The sequence below is a fragment of the Micromonospora sp. U56 genome (genome assembly GCF_018070095.1).
GTDB lineage: Bacteria > Actinomycetota > Actinomycetes > Mycobacteriales > Micromonosporaceae > Micromonospora > Micromonospora purpureochromogenes.
Map to the genome: position 1 here is coordinate 1 of NZ_JAGPYL010000233.1, position 2,724 is coordinate 2,724.

Annotated in this window: 3 protein-coding genes; all 3 read right to left on the minus strand. The window is 76.3% G+C overall.

Annotation, left to right across the window (positions count from 1 at the left end):
* Nucleotides 1–438, minus strand: a 438-nt coding sequence (locus tag KBX37_RS33660; protein ID WP_210779856.1) for an FxsA family protein, incomplete at its 3' end; no start/stop codon positions are given.
* A 98-nt stretch (nucleotides 439–536) separates the two neighbouring features.
* Nucleotides 537–1,319: a polyprenol monophosphomannose synthase gene (locus KBX37_RS33665; protein WP_307849319.1), complete on the minus strand. Its 783-nt coding sequence runs from the start codon at nucleotides 1,317–1,319 to the stop codon at nucleotides 537–539.
* Between the two features lie 27 nt (nucleotides 1,320–1,346).
* Nucleotides 1,347–2,724, minus strand: a 1,378-nt coding sequence (gene lnt, locus KBX37_RS33670; protein WP_210779857.1) for an apolipoprotein N-acyltransferase, incomplete at its 5' end; no start/stop codon positions are given.

The window sequence follows — 2,724 nt, forward strand, 5'->3', positions numbered from 1 at the left end:
CCGTGCGGGTGCGCCGCGGCGCACCCGCACGGTGCGCGGCCCGAACAGGTCACCGGCGACCATCGACGACACCCGGCGCTCGGCGGCACGTTGCACCCCGGCGCGGGCCAGCCGGCGCACCGGCGGCACCAGCAGCAACAGCCCCACCACGCCGCTGACCAGGCCCGGGGTGGCCAGCAGCAGCGCCCCCAGCAGCCCCACCAGGCCGTCGGTGACCTGCCGACCGGGCGGCTGCCGGGCCTCCACCGACGAGCGGAACCCGCGCCAGGCGCGCATCCCCTCCCGGCGCAGCAGCACCAGCCCCAGCAGCGACGCCGCGAACGCCAGCAGCACCGCCGAGCCGAACCCGATCACCCGGCCCACCCCGACGAAGACCGCCAGCTCCAGCACCACCACCAGCAGCAGGGCCGGTGGCACGAACCTCAGGTATCGGCGCATCTCACCTCATCCGCGTCGCGCGGCGCCCGGTCGACGACGCCGTCGTGAACCGGACCCGGGGCGGAAACCCCGCCCGTCCAGCATGACACGCCCGGGCGTCACGGCCACCGGCCCGCGACCCGCCGGCCGGGCCACGCCGCCGCCCGCCGGTCCCGCAGCCCCCACGTCGTGATCCGCCACAGCGCCTCCGCCACGATCAGCGGGCTCATCTTGCTCGCGCCGCGCTCCCGTTCGGCGAAGGTGATCGGCACCTCCACGATCCGCACCCCCGCCCGGTGCGCCAGCCGCGACAGCTCCACCTGGAACGAGTAGCCCTGCGAGCAGACCGACTCCAGCTCCATCGCCGTCAGCGCCGTCGACCGGTACACCCGGTAGCCGCCGGTGGCGTCGGAGACCGGCATGCCCAGCGCCAACCGCGCGTACAGGTTACCGCAGCGCGACAGCAGCAGCCGCCGCAGCGGCCAGTTCAGCACCCGCGCCCCGCGGGTCCACCGGGAGCCGATGACCACGTCGGCGTCGCGGGCGGCGGCCAGCAGGGCGGGCAGGTCCTCCGGGGCGTGCGAGCCGTCGGCGTCCATCTCCACCACCGCGTCGTAGCCGCGCCGGCGCGCCCACCCGAACCCGGCCAGGTACGCCGCGCCGAGCCCGTCCTTGCCGGGGCGGCGCAGCACGTTGACGTGCGGGTCGGTGGCCGCCATCGCCTCGGCGAGGGCGCCGGTGCCGTCGGGGCTGTTGTCGTCGGCGACGAGGATGTCCACCGCCGGCGCGGCGGCGCGGACCCGGGCGACGACGTCGGGGAGGTTCTCCGCCTCGTTGTAGGTGGGGATCACCACCAGCACGCGCCCCACCCCGGGGTGGCCCACCGGCACTGGCTCGCTCACCGCACCCCTTCCGCGTCCGCCCCGGCCTCACCGGCCGGCGTCGACCTCCCGGCGGCGGCGCAGCCCGCCGGCGGCCACCAGGATCGCCACCGCGAGCCCGGCCAGGGCCAGCTCCGGCCACACACCCGCCCGGGTGGCGGGGGTACGCCCGTCGGCGAGCGCCATCTGACGCAGCACCACCGCGCGGGTGTTGAACCCGGTGGCGCCGCTTACCCGCCCGTCGGGGGTCACGAACCCGGACACCCCGACCGTGGAGGCCATCAACGCGCCCCGGCCGTGCTCGACGGCCCGCAGCCGCACCATCGCCAGCTGCTGGCGGGCCTCGGCGACGTCGAAGGTGGCGTTGTTGGTCTGCACCACCAGCAGCTGCGCCCCACCGTCGACGGTGTCGCGCACCAGGCCGTCGTAGGCGACCTCGAAGCAGATCACGTCGCCGAGCACCGCCGGCCCGGACCGGACCACGCCGGGCCGCTCACCGGCCACGAAGTCGTTGCGGACGAGGTCGACCTGCTTGCTGACCATCCGGGCGATCGTGCGCAACGGCACGTACTCGGCGAACGGGACGGGGTGCCGTTTGGTGTACAGCTGCGACAGGTCCGCCCCGGTGCCCGGGCGCCACAGGATCCCCGCGTTGCGCACCTGCCCCCGGTCGGGGCCGAGCAGCACCGCGCCGACCAGGATCGGCGCGCCGATCGCGTCGGCGGCCTGGGAGATCCGCTCCCCGGCGGAGGCGTTGCGCAGCGGGTCGATGTCGGAGGAGTTCTCCGGCCACACCACCAGGTCGGGGCGGGGCCGCGTGCCGGCGTCGACCCCGGCTGCCAGCTCCAGGGTGGCGTCGACGTGGTTGTTGAGCACCGCCTGACGTTGGGCGTTGAAGTCCAACCCGAGGCGGGGCACGTTGCCCTGCACGACCGCGACGGTGACGGTCCGGCCGGTGCCGGCGGCGCCGGTGGGCACCAGCAGCGCCCCGCCGGTGAGCGCCAGGGCCGACGCCACCAGCAGCACCACCGGCGCCCAGCCGCGCCGGTCGCGGCCCGGCCAGCGCCGCCACCCGGCGGCGAGCAGCAGCCCACCGGTCAGCGCCACGGCGAACGTCACCAGCGGCGCGCCACCGAGCCAGGCCAGCCGCAGCAGCGGGGAGGTGTCCTGGCTGAACGCCAGCCGCCCCCACGGGAACCCGCCGAACGGGGTGCGGTCGCGCAGCGCCTCCTGCGCCACCCAGAGCAGCCCGGTCACCACCGGCCACGCCCACCGGCGCCGGTCGACCAGCGGCGACACCCACGCGGTGGCGACGCCGAGCAGTGCCAGGTAGCCGGCCTGCAGCAGCGACAGCAGCACCCACGGCAGGTAGCCGGTGTGCAGGTTGGTCCACTCCAGCATCGGCGCGAACAGCGCCACCCCGGTC